This window comes from Pseudochrobactrum mosebachae (assembly GCF_048914685.1).
GTDB lineage: Bacteria > Pseudomonadota > Alphaproteobacteria > Rhizobiales > Rhizobiaceae > Pseudochrobactrum.
Window position 1 is genome coordinate 2,994,510 of sequence record NZ_CP128408.1, and the last position, 14,740, is coordinate 3,009,249.

Annotated in this window: 13 protein-coding genes; 11 read left to right on the top strand and 2 right to left on the bottom strand. The window is 50.0% G+C overall.

Annotation, left to right across the window (positions count from 1 at the left end):
- The first annotated feature begins 1 nt into the window (after position 1).
- From scpB to MP213Fo_RS13605, 7 genes are all read left to right on the top strand, one after another.
- Positions 2–757: an SMC-Scp complex subunit ScpB gene (gene scpB / locus MP213Fo_RS13575; protein ID WP_421089497.1), complete on the top strand. Its 756-nt coding sequence runs from the start codon at positions 2–4 to the stop codon at positions 755–757.
- Positions 758–1,032: 275 nt separating this feature from the next.
- Entirely contained in the window at positions 1,033–1,257 is a 225-nt protein-coding gene (locus tag MP213Fo_RS13580) for a twin-arginine translocase TatA/TatE family subunit (RefSeq protein ID WP_421089498.1), read from the top strand.
- A 127-nt stretch (positions 1,258–1,384) separates the two neighbouring features.
- The gene (gene tatB / locus MP213Fo_RS13585) at positions 1,385–2,050 is read left to right on the top strand and encodes a Sec-independent protein translocase protein TatB (protein ID WP_421089499.1); all 666 of its coding nucleotides are present in this window, start codon (positions 1,385–1,387) and stop codon (positions 2,048–2,050) included.
- Positions 2,040–2,876, top strand: a complete 837-nt coding sequence (gene tatC, locus MP213Fo_RS13590; protein WP_421089500.1) for a twin-arginine translocase subunit TatC — start codon at positions 2,040–2,042, stop codon at positions 2,874–2,876. The genes tatB and tatC overlap by 11 nt, the downstream gene beginning before the upstream one ends.
- Positions 2,877–3,075: 199 nt before the next feature.
- Positions 3,076–4,356 (top strand): serine--tRNA ligase, encoded by a 1,281-nt coding sequence (serS, locus tag MP213Fo_RS13595; protein WP_421089501.1) that lies wholly within the window; start codon positions 3,076–3,078, stop codon positions 4,354–4,356.
- 136 nt (positions 4,357–4,492) lie between these two features.
- Positions 4,493–5,170 (top strand): protein-L-isoaspartate(D-aspartate) O-methyltransferase, encoded by a 678-nt coding sequence (locus MP213Fo_RS13600; protein ID WP_421089502.1) that lies wholly within the window; start codon positions 4,493–4,495, stop codon positions 5,168–5,170.
- A gap of 372 nt (positions 5,171–5,542) precedes the next feature.
- Positions 5,543–6,946 carry a peptidoglycan DD-metalloendopeptidase family protein gene (locus MP213Fo_RS13605; RefSeq protein ID WP_421089503.1) on the top strand — a complete coding sequence of 468 codons (1,404 nt, stop codon included), beginning with the start codon at positions 5,543–5,545 and terminating at the stop codon, positions 6,944–6,946.
- 57 nt (positions 6,947–7,003) lie between these two features.
- Here MP213Fo_RS13605 and MP213Fo_RS13610 read toward each other — a convergent pair whose 3' ends face one another.
- Entirely contained in the window at positions 7,004–7,885 is an 882-nt protein-coding gene (locus MP213Fo_RS13610; protein WP_421089504.1) for an ATP-binding protein, read from the bottom strand.
- Between the two features lie 573 nt (positions 7,886–8,458).
- Here MP213Fo_RS13610 and yajC point away from each other — a divergent pair.
- From yajC to MP213Fo_RS13630, 4 genes are all read left to right on the top strand, one after another.
- Complete coding sequence (gene yajC / locus MP213Fo_RS13615; RefSeq protein WP_421089505.1) at positions 8,459–8,803, top strand: preprotein translocase subunit YajC; 345 nt, start codon at positions 8,459–8,461, stop codon at positions 8,801–8,803.
- A gap of 393 nt (positions 8,804–9,196) precedes the next feature.
- On the top strand, positions 9,197–11,440 hold the full coding sequence (gene secD, locus MP213Fo_RS13620; protein WP_421089506.1) for a protein translocase subunit SecD: 2,244 nt from the start codon (positions 9,197–9,199) through the stop codon (positions 11,438–11,440).
- 274 nt (positions 11,441–11,714) lie between these two features.
- Complete coding sequence (locus MP213Fo_RS13625) at positions 11,715–12,104, top strand: Mth938-like domain-containing protein (RefSeq protein ID WP_421089507.1); 390 nt, start codon at positions 11,715–11,717, stop codon at positions 12,102–12,104.
- On the top strand, positions 12,105–12,989 hold the full coding sequence (locus MP213Fo_RS13630) for a phytoene/squalene synthase family protein (RefSeq protein ID WP_421089508.1): 885 nt from the start codon (positions 12,105–12,107) through the stop codon (positions 12,987–12,989). It abuts the gene before it with no gap.
- 247 nt (positions 12,990–13,236) lie between these two features.
- On the opposite strand, the gene trmFO is transcribed toward MP213Fo_RS13630, so the two are convergent.
- The gene (gene trmFO / locus MP213Fo_RS13635) at positions 13,237–14,640 is read right to left on the bottom strand and encodes a methylenetetrahydrofolate--tRNA-(uracil(54)-C(5))-methyltransferase (FADH(2)-oxidizing) TrmFO (protein WP_421089509.1); all 1,404 of its coding nucleotides are present in this window, start codon (positions 14,638–14,640) and stop codon (positions 13,237–13,239) included.
- Positions 14,641–14,740: the final 100 nt, after the last annotated feature.

Genomic DNA, 14,740 nt, shown 5'->3' on the forward strand with positions numbered 1-14,740 from the left:
GATGAGTGAAGTTTTAACGCCAAGTGAAGTCTCTATGCCGGGTGAAACCTTAAAGCCAAGCGATGAAGAGTCTGCAACTCAGGTGACGGGGCGTGAGGCGCTGGGCGATGTTGTGCGCATGGTTGAAGCGATAATTTTTGCTTCTGCCGAACCGGTTACTGAAAAAATGCTGCTTGAACGTTTGCCGCTAAATGTTGATTTGTTGCCGGTTCTCAAGCTTCTGCAAGCGGAATATCGCTTGCGTGGTGTTAATCTGATCAAGGCTGGTGATGGCTGGGCTTTTCGCACTGCTTCTGATCTCAGCTTTTTGATGAGCCGCGATCAGGTCAAACAGAAAAAGCTCTCACGTGCTGCCCTCGAAGTGCTGGCGATTATTGCCTATCACCAGCCGGTCACGCGGGCAGAGATGGAAGATATTCGTGGTGTTGAAACTTCCAAAGGAACTTTGGATGTGCTGATGGAGACCGGCTGGGTAAAGTTGCGTGGCAGGCGCCGTACGCCCGGACGCCCCGTTACCTATGGCACGACAGATAGTTTTCTCGATCATTTCGGCTTGCCTGAAATTCGTGATTTGCCCGGTATGGATGAGTTGCGCGGGGCAGGGCTGTTATCTGCACGCCTGCCATCAAATTTCTCGGTACCGATTCCATCAGTGCGGCCGGATGAGTTGCTGCCGGATGAAGATCCGCTGACTGCCGGTGATATTGAGGAGCTTGGCCTGTTTATGCCTAAAGTGGAGAATGATGATGAGAGATAGCGCGTGAACACGCAGCTTATCCCGTTTTAAAGCTATTCTCGTCATAATTTTGTAGTTGTGTATAGCTAAGCAGCGGCTGCCGCATTTGTGGTGTTAAAGTTTTGTGGTGCTGATTTGACGGAAATTCGTTTTTTATTTTCGTAACTATGCTGTAGAACAAAGACAAATTTCACCGGTTCTGTTTGAACAATGCTGTGATAGCGCTTAAATAGAAACTGGTATTGGATAATCTGGCTCCGGCCTTGCCGGTTGGATGAGCATTTAGGGGATATAAGATGGGTAGTTTTTCGATCTGGCATTGGCTTATCGTACTCGCGGTTGTGCTGCTGCTGTTCGGTCGCGGTAAAATTCCTGAGCTGATGGGCGATGTTGCCAAAGGCATCAAGAATTTCAAATCAGGCATGAGCGAGCCTGATGAAACGGAAGCCGATACCTCAAAGACCATCGATAATGCGACCGGTGAACAGGTAAAGCCTGCCAAAAAAACAACAAAGCTGTAATCATCGCTTTGGGATGATGATGTGCCGCAGCATTGCGGCACATGGTGGTTTTGCCGTTTGCCGCAAGGTCGCGGTGGTTTTGCCGCAAGGTTGCGGCAGGCGGGGAATGCGATGAAATGGGACGCCGATGTTTGATATAGGCTGGTCGGAGCTTCTGGTAATTGCGGTTGTTATGATCGTTATTGTCGGCCCGAAAGATCTTCCGAAAATGTTGCGCGCTTTTGGCAAAGCGACCGCAAAGCTGCGTAGCACTGCGAGCGAGTTCCGTACGCATTTTGACGAGGCTTTGCGCGAGGCAGAGCTGGATGATGTCAAAAAAACCATTGATGATGTAAAGAAATACAATCCGCGAAAAACAGTTACGGATCTTTTTGAGCCGGTGCGTAGCGCCGGTGATGATTTGCGAAACAGTCTTTCCAACGCCACGCCTAAACCTGATGAAACACCCGTTGCTATGGATACGCCGCTTGATCTTTCAGAAATGAAAGAGGAAGAGGGTAAGCCTGCTGAAGCTGTTAAACCTGCCGCGATAGCGCCGGGTAAACCTGCCGCTCCAGCGCCTGACAGTAAAACCGCGCCAGCGTCGGGTAAAGATTCCGCGCCAGCGCCGGTGAAAAAAACAGCAAAAGCACCTGCTGCTTCTAAAGTAGCGAAGCCTAAAGTTAATGCTGAAAAACCGGATGCTGTAAAAAAGCCTGCGGTTAAAAAAGCCGCGCCAAAAACCGCTGAAACAGCCAGCGCAAAACCAGCTACCAAAACGACAAAAAGACAGGAACTGAGCAGTGAGCAGTGAGCAGGATGAAATAGACCAGAGCGCTGCACCATTGCTTGAGCATCTGATCGAGTTGCGCAGCCGTTTAATCTGGTCGCTTGTCGCGTTTTTTCTGGCATTTGTGCTGTGTTTTGCGTTTGCGAAACAGCTTTTCAATCTGTTGGTGCTGCCTTATCAATGGGCGCTGGACTGGGCAGGGATGGATCGAAGTAAAGCTGCTTTGATTTATACCGCCCCGCAGGAGTTTTTCTTCACGCAGGTTAAAGTGGCAATGTTTGGCGGCCTCGTGCTTTCATTTCCGATGATCGCCTCGCAGCTTTACAAATTTGTGGCACCTGGCCTTTATAAGCATGAGCGTATGGCATTTATGCCGTTTCTGATTGCTTCGCCGCTGCTGTTCCTGCTTGGCGGAGCACTGGTTTATTTCTTCTTTACACCAATGGTCATGTGGTTCTTCCTTGCCATGCAGCAATCCGGTGTTGATGGCGAAGTGCAGATTTCTCTGCTGCCTAAAGTATCAGAATATCTTAGTTTGGTGATGACGCTGATCTTCGCGTTTGGTCTGGTATTCCAGCTGCCGGTGATAACATCACTGATGGCGAAAGTCGGGCTTGTTACCTCAACGGGGCTGCGTGAAAAACGCAAATATGCCATTGTCATTGCCTTTGTGGTCGCGGCCGTTCTGACCCCGCCGGATCCGGCGAGCCAGATCGGGCTTGCTGTGCCGACAATCCTGCTTTACGAAATTTCTATCTGGCTGGCGCGCATGATCGAGAAAAACCGCGATAAAGCGGCCAAACAGAATGATGAGGCTGCAGCAGACGATGGTGAGAAAACACCATCTTAAGTTGCGTAAAAATTTAAACGAATTACAAAGGCAGCATTTATGCTGCCTTTTAATGCATTTTCAGTTCAGTCATCTGCCTTGGTCTGTTTCGATCCGAGCCTGACCGGTTATGCTGCAAAATGCTTTTAAACTGCTATAACCGGATTGCCCTGCGGGCAGGCTATGGCAAAATTCAAACCTAAAGAAAACGGTACTTCCAATGCTGGACATTAAATGGATACGCGAAAACCCTGAAGCTCTTGATGCTGCGCTTAATAAGCGCGGAGCCTCTGCTGTATCCTCCTCAATTCTGGCCTTGGACGAAGCACGCCGCCAGCATATTACCAAGGTTCAGGAAGCGCAGGAGCGCCGCAATGCCGGTTCGAAAGAAATCGGCAAGGCGATGTCTGAAAAAGATATGGCCACAGCCGAGCGTCTGAAGGCTGAAATTGCTGAGCTCAAGGGCTTTCTCAGCCTTGCTGAAGAAGAAGAGCGTCGCCTTGATAAAGAGCTGACAGACGTTTTGTCGAGCCTGCCGAATGTGCCTTATGACACTGTGCCGGTTGGTAAAGACGAGAATGATAATGTTGAGACACGACGTGTCGGCAATATCCGTAATTACAGCTTTGCGCCAAAAGAGCATTTCGAGCTGGGTGAAGCCCTTGGTCTGATGGATTTTGAACGTGCGACCCGCATGGCTGGTTCGCGCTTTACGATCCTGAAGGGCGCTTTGGCGCGTCTGGAACGTGCGCTTGGCCAGTTTATGCTGGATCTGCACACCACTGAGCATGGCTATGCGGAAACCATGGTGCCGCTAATGGTGCGTGATGATGCGGTCTACGGCACAGGCCAGTTACCAAAATTTTCGGAAGATCTGTTCCGTACCACCGATGGCCGCTGGCTGATCCCGACCGCTGAAGTGCCGCTGACCAATCTGGTCAATGGTGAAATTCTTGATGCGGCAGAGCTGCCAATGCGCGTGACTGCACTCACACCTTGTTTCCGCTCGGAAGCAGGATCCGCAGGGCGCGATACACGCGGTATGCTGCGCCAGCATCAGTTCTGGAAAGTGGAAATGGTATCGGTGACTGATGCTGAAAGCTCGGAAGCGGAGCTGGAGCGTATGACCGGCTGTGCGGAAGAAGTGCTGAAGCGCCTTGGTCTGCCATTCCGCACCGTTACACTTTGCACTGGTGATATGGGCTTCGGCGCTCAGAAAACCTATGATATTGAAGTGTGGTTGCCGGGGCAGGACATGTTCCGCGAAATCTCAAGCTGCTCGGTTTGCGGCGATTTTCAGGGGCGCCGCATGAATTCGCGCTACCGTCCGGTTGGTGAAAAAGCGACCCGCTTTGTACACACATTAAACGGTTCGGGTGTTGCTGTTGGCCGTGCACTGATTGCAGTGATGGAAAACTATCAGGAAGAAGATGGCAGCATCACTATTCCGGAAGCACTGGTGCCTTATATGGGTGGCATGACACGGATTGAAAAAGCCTGATTTTGGGTGATACGAAATAGCAATGCCGGAGGCTGAAAAGTCTCCGGCATTTTTATTTGTAAATATTATACCTGCATTTACAATTTTGAACGATGATGCGAGCAGATTATTATCTGATCGGGCTGAGAGCAGAATTATGAATATTCATATGCAGGTAAAACCGGAAAAATATCGTATGACTGCAAAAGAGGGCTTTGCCTCTTTTGTCTTGCGTATGCGTGCCCACGGGCTGCATGATCCGCGTTTGTTTGCAGCGATTGAGGCGACGCCCCGTCAGCATTTTGTAAGTTCTGCCTATCAGGACTTTGCGTATAGCAACCGCGTTTTGCCACTTCCTTGCGGAGAATCAATTGAAGGGCTGGACGATCAGGCCAGATTACTTTCTGCTCTGTCGCTGGAGCCCGGCCATCGTGTTCTCGAGATCGGCACCGGTTCAGGTTTTACCGCTGCGGTTATGGCGCGTATTGCAGCACGGGTAACCACAATCGAGCGTTATAAAACACTGGCTGAGGCTGCGCGTAATCAGTTTCAAGCGCACAAGGTTGAAAATGTTGTTTGCAAACATGCAGATGGCCGCACTGGTGTGGCCGGTGGCCCGTATGACCGGATTATTGTGTGGCTGAGTGCTGATGCCATGCCGCGGCAATATCTCGATCTGCTGGCAACGCATGGCGTGCTGATTGCGGCAGTGGGACCCGGTGACGGCCCGCAAGCTATGTGCCGCATGGCCAAGGTTGGCAGCCGTTTTGAGAGCGCAGAGCTGATGACAGTGCGCTACCAGCCATTTATTGAGGGCGTATCCGCTTTTCTTTAAGCGCAATGTGAAGCCAATTGCTTAACTGCAGCTGAGACGATGCAAGTCGATGTAAAACGGTGCATCGTCGTTATTTTTATCTGCACAGACATCATCTGCTCATAGTTATGTGGTGCGCTGGCATGAGTTGAGACGTGATGAAACCGGATCACAAGCTTGGTGATGGATTCTGCGGATGTTCGCGCTCTTGTGCTATTCAAACCGGTAAAACCGCAGCATGAAATGCTCCGGAACCATGAAATATTGCTGATTTAGTAAATATGGTATCTGTTTAGTGAATCTTTTAATTTTTTTTCAGCAATTTTAACCAGCAGGTAACATTAACGCGCTTTAATAAGTCTAATTAGAGTTTCGGGTATGGACGGGTTGAAAATGCGTAAAACAGTTTTGCATCATACGTCCGAGCGTCTCCTGCGTCATGGCGCGGTTATTCTGCTTGCTGGATTGGTCGCTGGGTGTAGCGGAGATATGACACGCTTTACGGATGGTCTGACGACCGGATCGACGAATAATCAGCGTTCGGTCATGCAATCACAGAATCAGACTTATCAGCAGAATAATGCTTCCGGTAATTATCCGGTTGCGCCTGCCACGCAGAGTATTGCTTCGGGCAATGTGCAACGTAATGAACTGCCGCCGGTTGGCGGTGCTGTGCAGGCTGCGCAATCAAATGTGCAGGCAGCAGGCCAGCAGGTAAACCAGCAGGTCGCTATGGCCGGCAGCAATATGGTCAATTCTGCCACGGCCTCTGCGGCCGGTGCAATGGTACAGCCGGGTGAAACACTTTACGGTGTTGCGCGCCGCTTGAATGTATCGCCAGCTGAATTAATGGCTGCCAATAATATTACTGATCCGAATATGTTGCGGGCAGGGCAGTCATTAACTGTGCCTGGCATGAAAGCTGCTGCTGGTGGTGCGCTTGTTGCTGCTGCAACCAATGGCGGAACGCAGACCTTAGGTCAGATTAAATCAGCCGGCACTCAGGCCGTTAATGACGCCAAACAGGCGGCAACTAACAAAGTAACAACAGCTGTTGCCAATGCGGCGGGCGGTTATACTGTACAGAGCGGTGATACGCTCCATGCGATTGCCCAGCGCACCGGTGTTTCCGCTGCCGCTATCAAACAGGCAAACAGCATGAGTGACGGCACAATCCGTGTTGGACAGGCTCTGGTTATTCCGGCAGCTGCAGGCGCCGCAGTTGCAGCCACACAGGTTGCCGCTGCCAAGCCGGTTCAGGCCGCTGTTGATACACTTAAAACGGCCTCTACTGCGCCAAATGCTGCCAAACAGGTTGTAGCTGATGGCGGCGTGAAGCCTTATACCCCGCCTCAGGCGAGCAATAAAGTGATTGAAGATGCCGAGCAGGACGTGGCAATGGCGCCATCGGCCACCGGTATTTCACAAATGCGCTGGCCGGTACGCGGCAAGGTTCTGACCAGTTTTGGTCAGCGTGACGGCGGTACGGTAAATGATGGTATCGACATTATGGTACCGGAAGGCACGCCGGTTAAAGCTGCTGAAAACGGCGTGGTTATCTATGCCGGTGACGGGCTGAAAGAGTTTGGCCAAACCGTTCTGGTGCGTCATGAAAATGGTCTTGTTACGGTTTATGGCCATAACAGCAAGATCAATGTGCAGCGCGGCCAGAAAGTGCGTCGCGGCGAAGAAATTGCCCGCTCAGGTATGAGTGGCAATGCCAAAGCGCCGAAACTGCATTTTGAAGTGCGCAAGAATTCAACGCCGGTTAATCCGTCGAAATATCTCGAAACCTGATCTTGATATTATAGATATTAAAAAGCCCGCTTTATGCGGGCTTTTTTGTTTTAGATATTACGTGCTGAGGGTAATTCCCAGTCTTCCCGCCAAATCCTGTACATATTGCCAGGCCACACGCCCGGAGCGGTTGCCGCGGGTGGTCGACCATTCCAGCGCTTCTGCATGAAGCTTTTCAACAGGATAGCTAAAGCCGAAATGCTTGGCATAGCCATCAACCATTGCCAGATAATCACTCTGGTTACATTTATGAAAGCCGAGCCACAGGCCGAAGCGGTCTGACAGCGAGACCTTCTCTTCAATCGCCTCAGAGGGGTTGATGGCGCTGGAGCGCTCATTATCAATCATCTCACGGGGCATCAGATGGCGGCGGTTTGATGTGGCGTAAAAAATAACATTATCCGGACGGCCTTCAACGCCGCCTTCGAGCGCAGCCTTTAGAGACTTGTAAGACGTGTCGTCATGATCAAATGACAGATCATCGCAAAACAGAATGAAGCGATATTCACTTGCATCAATGAGCCCCATCAGCACCGGCAGGCTGTTGATATCTTCACGGTGAATTTCAACCAGTTTCAGCGGCTTTTGATCAGGTGCAGCCTTTGCAGCCAGTTTCTGATTAACGGCTGCCTGTGCTGCTTTAACCAGCGAAGACTTGCCCATGCCGCGAGCGCCCCACAACAGCACATTATTGGCAGGCAGGCCGCGGGCAAAACGTTCGGTATTGCTGACAAGCTGATCGCGCACCAAATCCACACCATGAATGAGACCGAGATCAATGCGATTGACCTTTTTTACCGGCATTAGCTCGAGGCGGGCAGGGTCCCAGACAAATGTATCTGCTATATCGGCCTGTAGCGGTTTGGCTTGTGGCGGTGCCATACGCTCTAAAACGGCGAGAAGCTGATCAAGTTTGGTGCTCAGTGTGTCTTCAATCATGTTTATATCAATCTGTTTTTTGACTGTTTTAGCTGATCTTGGTTGGTTACAATATGTGTCTGTGTGAATTTCCACGATGCATGTGGATCTGGAGCGGGTAACGATCAGGTTGGATCGCAGCGCTCGCTCTAGATTTTAGCTTTTTCGCATTATCGTGGCCGTCCAAGGATTCCATTGGACTACGAAATGCTCTAGGGAGCTGATTGAGACTGTAACAAGAATATTTATTTTGGCCAGTACTCATTGGTACGCCTAGGGCTACTCCTGTAGCTTTGGGTAAATTTCATCCCATTACTGCTTATTTCGAGGGTTGGGGGTAACCGGATTTATCTCACAAACTGAGAAAAATTTGCCATGCATCTGGTAAAGTGCAGCAAGATTTCGCATCTATGGTTGCATAACGGCGTATAACCGTTGTAATGCGCAGTGAATAAGTTTGATGTTCTGCACAGTTAGAGCGGCAGACGAGGCTGCATAATTCCTTAAACAGGTTTTTGTTTTCAGGATTTGGTCTAAGGCATTATGCAGTTGAAAAGCACCTGACAGTTTACAGTTTGACGAGGAGTCACTTTCATGTTCGTAACCCCTGCTTATGCTCAAGCCGCCGGCGGCGGTGCTTTTGGTCCAGATATGCTGATGAGCATTCTGCCGTTTATTCTGATTTTCGTCGTTATGTATTTCCTGATTATCCGCCCACAGCGCAATCAGATGAAAAAGCGCGGTGAAATGCTGAATAATCTGCGTCGTAACGATACAATCATTACTGGTGGCGGTATTATTGCCAAGGTAACCAAAGTGATCGACGATAATGAAGTGGAAGCGGAAATTGCCGATGGCATTAAAATCCGTGTTTTGCGCTCAACAATCGGCGATGTACGCACACGTGGCGAACCGGTTGCAGATAACAAGAACAAATAAGTTTTGTTGTGAGATTTAACTAAAAAGGCCCGGTTTTTACCGGGCCTTTTTTATGGTCGCTACATAATAAATTTGCTGTATCCGGCTTGCGGTTTTTAAAAACCAAGCCGGAATTTTGCGTTGCTGCGCGGAATTTTGCGTTGCTGCCCAGAATTTTGCGTTGCTGCATTGACATAGTCTGCAGGTTAAAACGAGTGGTATGTAAAATGCTGGGAGCTACAGCTGCTCAGATTTGCACGAATCACGTATAGGATCAAAGGATAAGGCTTTACGGGCAGAATTTATCGTATTGGAAGATGGATTTATTCTCATGCTCTTGCCGGTAATTTTAATGCATTCTTATTGGCAGTCTTATTGCAAGTAAGAATGCAGTAACTCACGGATGGATTGCCGATGCTCTATTTCCCGCGCTGGAAATCGGTACTGATCTGGCTGGTCGTACTGGCTGGTTTTATCTTTGCTCTGCCTAATTTCTTTTCAGCACAACAATTGTCTGGCTTGCCGAACGGTTTTCCTAAGGGACAGCTGATCACCGGTCTGGATCTGACAGGCGGTACACGTGTTGTGCTGGCTTCGCCTAAAACCAGTGCCGCTGATCTGGAAACTGCTAAAACAGTGATGGCTGAACGCTTGTCTGAACTTGGTTATGACAATGCGCGCCTGACACTGCAAAATAAGAACCAGATCCGCGCTGAAATACCGGATGTATATGATGCGCAGCTGATTAAAGATCTGCTTAGCCTTAAGGGCGATATTACATTTCATCAGGCGAAAGCTGTAACCACGCCTGATCCGAAATCTGAAGGTCTGGTACCGCAGGATTCTGATGTTATCTATTCGTTTGATGATCCGCCGGTTGGTTATATTATCAAAAAAGCACCGGTCTTATCCGGTGAGGATATTGCTGATGCGGAGGTTGGTGTTAACAGCCAGCAGGCCTCGGTAATTACTGTTTCTTTGACTGAAGCAGGCACCAAACAGCTTGCAGATTTTACAGCCAAAAATATTGGTTCTGTGCTGGCGATTGTGGTTGATAACCAGATCGTTTCCGCACCGACAATCCGTGACAGAATCTCTACCGGAAACTTGCAGATCACAGGCGATTTTGATCTGGAGACACTGAGCAATCTTGGTGTGGTGTTGCGTTCGGGGCCATTGCCTGCACAGGTTCAGGTGCTTGAGGAACGCAGTATCGCTTCTGCTCTGGGTCAGAACTATACCAGCTATGGGCTTGTCACCGCATTAAGTGCTTTGGTGGTGGTGGTGCTGTTTATGGTGCTGTCTTATGGTTTGCTTGGTTTGATAGCCGCTATTGCGCTCTGCGTGAATGTGATGCTGGTCATTGCGGTGGTGTCGATCTTTGGCATACCGGTGGGGCTGGCAACCATTGCCGGTCTGGTGCTCACGATAGGTATGGCCGTTGACAGTAATATTTTGCTGTTTGAAAAAATGCGTGAAGACCGTCGCAACGGCTATTCTGTTGTACAAGCTATCGAATCCGGATTTGCCAGTGCGCGTGCCTGCGTGATTGATGCGAATTTGACCACGCTGATTGCCGCTCTGGTCTTACTGGTATTTGGCAGTGGGCCGTTGTTTGAATTTGCGATTATCGTGACCATTGGTGTGGTGACATCGCTGTTCACCACATACACATTCTCACGTCTTTTGATCTCGCTCTGGGTTCGCCAGTCAAAACCGACCACGATTCCGGCGCGGTTCTTGAAGCTGGTGCCAACCAATACCAAAATTGGCTTTATGAAGCTGAGCGGCTGGACTGCCGGCATATCTGTAATTGCCTGCACAGCAGCACTGGTGTTGTATTTCTCGATGGGTCTCAATTACGGTATTGATTTTGACGGTGGTTCATCTGTTGAGTTGCAGTCACTTGAGGGGCCTGCCGATCTTGATGATATCCGTACCCGTCTTAGCGAGCTGAATATTGACGGCGCACGCGTAGTGCAGGGTAAAAATGATCAGGTGGCCGAGCTCTTGATCGGCTCTCAGGATGCCGGTGACGATGCCGAGCAAACTGTCGTGGTTAAACTACGTGACGAATTTGAGCAGGATTATGAATTTCTGCGCGTTGAAGTGGTGGGGCCTACAGTATCAGAGCATTTGTCTAAAATGGGCAATGCTGCCCTTGGCCTGGCATTGATTGGTGTGTTTGCCTATCTTTGGCTGCGCTTCCGCTGGCAGTTCGCTGTTGGTGCGGTGTTGGCGACTGTGCATGATATTGTGATTATGATTGGTGTGTTTGCACTGTTCCGCATCGAATATAATGTTTGGAGCCTTGCGGCCTTGCTTACAGTGATCGGCTATTCACTCAATGATACAGTGGTGGTTTATGATCGTGTGCGTAATAATTTGCGCCGCTACCCGCAAACCCGCATCAGTGTTTTGATGGATGCGGCAATCAATCAAACATTGTCGCGTACGATCCTGACCTCACTGGTGACTTTGCTGGCGCTTATTCCATTGTATATTTTCGGTGGTGCGGATATCGGCTCTTTCGCAGTGATGATGGCGCTTGGTATTATTATCGCAACCTATTCATCGGTTTATATCGCAGGGCCACTCTTGTGGTTGCTGGGTATTAAGCCTTCCGATGTCAGCGATGATGCAGTGCAGCAGGCTTAAGCTTTAAACCTGTAAAGCCAATGAGCGGTTAATAATGATTTTGCCCGTAGCAATCGCTGCGGGCAAAATGCTTTAACAGGCTGGAAAATCCGGTTCATTACTGTAGAACAGGGCTATAGAGCATTTCACTATCAAGTTGAACCAACTTGATAGATATGACAATGCGATAACTCTAAAATCTAGAGCGAGCGCTGCGATCCAACCTAAACGTTACCCGCTCTAGAGCTTGCCTCAGGCGGTTCACACATATGCATAAAAGCAAAAGAGAAACATAATGAGCAATGGTATTGAAATCCGCGCAGCGCATTTTCCGGGGCGAGCCCCGATTGATGCCTATGGCAATGGCGGGTTTCGTTTTGCCGAGATGTCGCATCGCGGTTCGCTGTTTTGCCTGCCTTCGGGGATTCATGGTTGGGAGCCGAAGCAACCGCCGCTTTTAACACTTGGTGATCTGGAGCTGATTCTGGAGCAGGCGAGTGATATTGAAATTTTGCTGGTCGGTACCGGTATGGATCTGCGCCGTATACCGGAAGATGTGAAAGCTCTATTGCGCGAGCACCGGATTTCTTCTGACCCTATGAGCACTGGTGCTGCCGTGCGCACGTATAATGTGCTGCTTGCGGAAGACCGTGCAGTTGCTGCGGCTCTGATCTGCGTGGAGTGAATGGTGGGTATTCTTACTGATATACCGGTAACTGATTTGTCTGACACTGATGCCAATTCGCAGCATTATGCGCATTGCTTGCAGTTTTTACGGCAGGCTGATTTTGACCGTTATCTGGCTGTGCTCTATGCACCGGCAGAAAAACGCGCGGCGCTGGCAGGGCTTTATGCGTTTAACGCCGAGATCGCGCGTATCCGCGATGTTGTGCATGATGCGCTGCCGGGTGAGGTGCGCCTGCAATGGTGGCGGGATTTGATCAACGGCACCGAGCATGGCGCTGTGACCGGTAATCCGGTGGCAGCTTTGCTGCTGAAAGCTATCAGCGATTATAATCTGCCGCGACAGGTGTTTGATGCCTATTGCGAGGCACGGATTTTTGACCTGTATAATGATGCAATGCCTTCACGCAATGATCTGGAAGGCTATTGCGGCGAGACAGCCTGTACAATTTTACAGATGGCAGCACTGATACTGGATGGGGAAGCGGCAAAATCTTCTGCGGAATTATCCGGTCATGCAGGAGTGGCGCAGGCAATTGCCGGACTGTTGCGGCTGATGCCGCTGCATCGCAGCCGCGGGCAGGTCTATGTGCCTGCTGAGCTTTTACAAGCTGTAGGTGTGAGTGCGGAGCAGTTTATCAAAGGTGATGATAAAGCAGCCCTGAAACGTGTTGTCACTGTGCTGAGTGCATTGGCACAGGAGCATTATGCGGCTTTTCTCAAGCAGCCAATGCCGGCAAGCCTAAAGCCAGCGTTTCTGCCGGTGCAGCTGGTGCCGGTGGTGTTGAAATATGCAGAGCGCAAGCCGGACAATGTGGCTGATCGCGGGATCGAGCTGTCACAATTACGCAGGCAGTGGATTTATTTCAAAGCTTCTGTGTTTTGATAAGTCAGCAATAAAAAAGCCGCAGTCACCTGCGGCTTTTTTGTTTTATGATTGCTGGTCTAGAGCATTTCGTAGTCCATTGGAATCATTGGGCGCCACGATAATGCGTAAAAGCAATAACTTAGAGCGCATTACATGATCCATTTTAAACGTAAACCGCTCTAGAGCGGAAAACGTTCAGGTTGGATCGTAGCGCTCGCTCTAGATTCTAGAGTTTCGCATTGTCATGCCTATCAAGTTGTTTCAATCAGGCAGTGAAATGCTCCAGCCAGAGCTTGAAATCATTCAATGCCCGTGCACTCTGGGCGCGTTTTTTAGCCAGAGTTTTTTCTTTTCCGCGCAGACGAACGCCTTCCTGCCTTGGCACTGTTACCTCAGGAAACAGACCGAAATTGATATTCATCGGCTGGAAAGAGCGCTTGCCCGGCTCATCATTACTGACAAGATGTCCGCCGGTAATGTGGTTGAGCAAGGCACCAAAAGCCGATGTAACCGGTGGTGGCGGTAAGGTTTTTCCCAATTGCTGCGCCGCTGCATAACGGCCTGCGAGCAGCCCCATGGCAGATGATTCTACATAGCCTTCACAACCGGTGATCTGGCCGGCGAAACGAATTTGCGGGCGAGATTTTAGGCGCAGGCTGGTATCAAGCAATAGCGGGGAGTTGAGATATGTATTGCGGTGCAGGCCGCCAAGGCGGGCAAATTCGGCATTTTCCAGACCCGGAATCATCCGCAGAATTTCAGTTTGCGCGCCATATTTGAGTTTGGTCTGAAAGCCGACCATATTATACAGCGTACCAAGCGCATTGTCCTGACGCAGCTGCACAACGGCATAGGCTTTAACATCCGGATTATGGGCATTTGTGAGACCCATCGGCTTCATCGGGCCATGACGCAAGGTTTCAGAACCGCGCTCGGCCATAATTTCAATCGGCAGGCAACCATCAAAATATGGTGTGCCTTCCCATTGTTTGAATTCGGTTTTTTCACCATCAATCAGCGCTTGGATAAAGGCTTCATATTGCTCTTTGTCCATAGGGCAGTTGATGTAATCCTTGCCGGTGCCGCCAGGGCCTACTTTATCGTAGCGCGACTGGAACCAGCAAATATCCATATTAATACTGTCAAAATGGATGATAGGCGCAATCGCATCGAAAAACGCCAGCGAATCCGCCTCTGTTTCCTTTGAAATCGCTTCAGCAAGCTCTGTTGCTGTGAGTGGTCCGGTTGCAATAATCACATTGCCCCAGTCTTCCGGTGGCAAACCGGAAATCAACTCACGCTGAATAGTGATGAGCGGATGCGCCTCTAGCTTTGCGGTTACGGCATCTGAGAAGGCATCGCGGTCAACGGCAAGCGCACCACCGGCCGGAACCTGGTTGGCATCAGCGCAGGCCATAATCAGTGAATTTGCTAGACGCATTTCTGCATGCATGACGCCGACCGCATTGGTTTCAGCATCATCAGAGCGGAATGAGTTGGAGCATACAAGCTCGGCAAGCCCTTGCGTTTTATGCGCATCGGTGCCGCGCACAGGGCGCATCTCATGAATGATGACAGGAATACCGGTTTCAGCAATCTGCCATGCTGCTTCGCTGCCCGCTAGGCCGCCGCCGATAATATGAATAGGGGAGTGTGATGAACTGGACATGCTTTGTCCAATATCGCTTTTAAGACCGCGCTTCAATTGCCTGTGCAGCGCATTATCGCGATTTGCTGCAAACTAATTCTGAAATGAAAGAAAAAAGGTC

Coding starts and splice junctions, on each gene's coding strand:
- scpB (WP_421089497.1), top strand. CDS start 2: ATGAGTGAAGTTTTAACGCCAAGTGAAGTCTCTATGCCGGGTGAAACC.
- MP213Fo_RS13580 (WP_421089498.1), top strand. CDS start 1,033: ATGGGTAGTTTTTCGATCTGGCATTGGCTTATCGTACTCGCGGTTGTG.
- tatB (WP_421089499.1), top strand. CDS start 1,385: ATGTTTGATATAGGCTGGTCGGAGCTTCTGGTAATTGCGGTTGTTATG.
- serS (WP_421089501.1), top strand. CDS start 3,076: ATGCTGGACATTAAATGGATACGCGAAAACCCTGAAGCTCTTGATGCT.
- MP213Fo_RS13600 (WP_421089502.1), top strand. CDS start 4,493: ATGAATATTCATATGCAGGTAAAACCGGAAAAATATCGTATGACTGCA.
- MP213Fo_RS13605 (WP_421089503.1), top strand. CDS start 5,543: ATGCGTAAAACAGTTTTGCATCATACGTCCGAGCGTCTCCTGCGTCAT.
- MP213Fo_RS13610 (WP_421089504.1), bottom strand. CDS start 7,885: ATGATTGAAGACACACTGAGCACCAAACTTGATCAGCTTCTCGCCGTT.
- yajC (WP_421089505.1), top strand. CDS start 8,459: ATGTTCGTAACCCCTGCTTATGCTCAAGCCGCCGGCGGCGGTGCTTTT.
- secD (WP_421089506.1), top strand. CDS start 9,197: ATGCTCTATTTCCCGCGCTGGAAATCGGTACTGATCTGGCTGGTCGTA.
- MP213Fo_RS13625 (WP_421089507.1), top strand. CDS start 11,715: ATGAGCAATGGTATTGAAATCCGCGCAGCGCATTTTCCGGGGCGAGCC.
- MP213Fo_RS13630 (WP_421089508.1), top strand. CDS start 12,105: ATGGTGGGTATTCTTACTGATATACCGGTAACTGATTTGTCTGACACT.
- trmFO (WP_421089509.1), bottom strand. CDS start 14,640: ATGTCCAGTTCATCACACTCCCCTATTCATATTATCGGCGGCGGCCTA.